Below are 1,691 nucleotides of genomic sequence, written 5' to 3' on the forward strand. Positions count from 1 at the left end.
GCGTCGTCGCTCCCGGCGCGGCGCCCCGCGGGCCTGCGGTCGCTCCCGGCCCGGATCGCCGACCGCAGCCGGCCGATCTCGCCGCGCCACCGCCCGGTGCCGCGGGCCTCGCCGGAGCGCAGCCGGGCCAGCGCGGTGCCGAGGTCGGACTCCGGACCGGCCAGGGTGTCGTCGTCGAGCACGGCGACGATCTCGGCGGCGGCCCGCGCCCCGACCTCGGCGCTGCCGTCGAGCAGGGCCCGGGCCAGCCGTGGGTGCAGCCCGATCCCGGCCATCGCGGTGCCGCGGCCGGTGACGGCGCCGTCGCGGTCGAGGGCGCCGAGCGCGGTGAGCACGTCGCGCCCGGCGGCCAGCGGGCCCGGTGGCGGGGCGTCCCACCAGCGCAGGCCCTCGCCGGTCGGGGTGCCCCACGCGGCCAGGTCCAGTGCGAGCCGGGTCAGGTCCGCGGTGCGGATCTCCGGGTCGGGCGCGCGGACGAGCGTCTCGCCCTCGGGCCAGCAGCGGTAGACGTGCCCGGGCGCCTCGCGTCCCGCGCGCCCGGCGCGCTGGTCGGCCACGGCCTGCGAGACCCGCCGGGTGATGAGCCCGGACATCCCGCGGCGGTGGTCGGTGTGCGGGGTGCGCGCCAGCCCGGCGTCGACGACGGCGCGCACGCCGGGCACGGTGAGGCTGGACTCCGCGATCGAGGTCGCCAGCACCACCCGCGGCCGCGGGCCCTCGCGCAGCGCGGCGTCCTGCTCGGCCGCGGGCAGCCGCCCGTGCAGCGTGAGGACGTCGGCGTCGAGGGCGGGGTCGTCGCGCAGCGCGGAGGCGACCCGGTTGATCTCGGCGACACCGGGCAGGAACGCCAGCACGCTGCCGTGCGCCCGGGCGGCGCGCACCGCCCGGACGACGGTCGCCTCGATGCGTTCGCCCCGGGACGGCGCGAGGTGGTGGATCTCGACGCCGTAGGTGCGGGCCTCGACGGTCAGGATCGGCGACGGTCCCTCGGCGTCGGCGAGCAGCTCGGCCGGGCGGGCCGCGTCCAGCGTCGCCGACGTGGCGAGCAGCCGCAGGTCCGGGCGCAGCCCGTCGCGGGCGTCGAGCAGCAGGGTAAACAGCAGGTCCGCGTCCAGGTGGCGCTCGTGGCACTCGTCGAGGACCACGGTGTGCACCCCGGCCAGCTCCGGGTCGCGGGCCAGCCTGCGCAGCAGCAGCCCGGAGGTGACGACCTCGACCCGGGTGTCGGGCGAGCTCTTCGCGTCGCCGCGCACCGCGTATCCGACGGCGCCGCCGACCGGCGTCCCCAGCAGCGCCGACATCCGGCTCGCCGCCGCCCGGGCCGCCACCCGCCGCGGTTCGGCGACCAGCACCCGGCCGGGCCGCGGGTCGTCCCGGTCGAGCCCGGCCAGCGCGAGCGGGACGAGGGTGGTCTTGCCGGTGCCGGGCGGGGCGACGAGCACCGCACCGCCGCGGCGCGCCAGCGCATCCGTGACGTCGCCGAGGGCGGGTCGGACCGGGAGATCGGGCAGCTCGGGCATCGCGGACGGCAGTGTATGCCGGTCGGGGAACGCCCCGACCGGCACGACTCCGCTCCCACCGCTGCCGCCGCTGCCGCCGGGCGATCAGCCGATCGGTGCGCCGGAGCTGCTCGGCGGCACCTCGACCGACGAGCCCAGGTCGGAGGACGACGGCGGGGCGACCGGCGCGAC

Annotated in this window: 1 protein-coding gene; it reads right to left on the reverse strand. The window is 79.5% G+C overall.

Annotated features, from left to right (window positions below):
• Positions 1–1,520, reverse strand: a 1,520-nt coding sequence (locus I4I78_RS32290) for a helicase-related protein (protein ID WP_255567224.1), incomplete at its 3' end; no start/stop codon positions are given.
• Between the last annotated feature and the right edge of the window lie 171 nt (positions 1,521–1,691).

The sequence above is a fragment of the Pseudonocardia sp. KRD291 genome (assembly GCF_019263595.1).
Lineage (GTDB): Bacteria > Actinomycetota > Actinomycetes > Mycobacteriales > Pseudonocardiaceae > Pseudonocardia.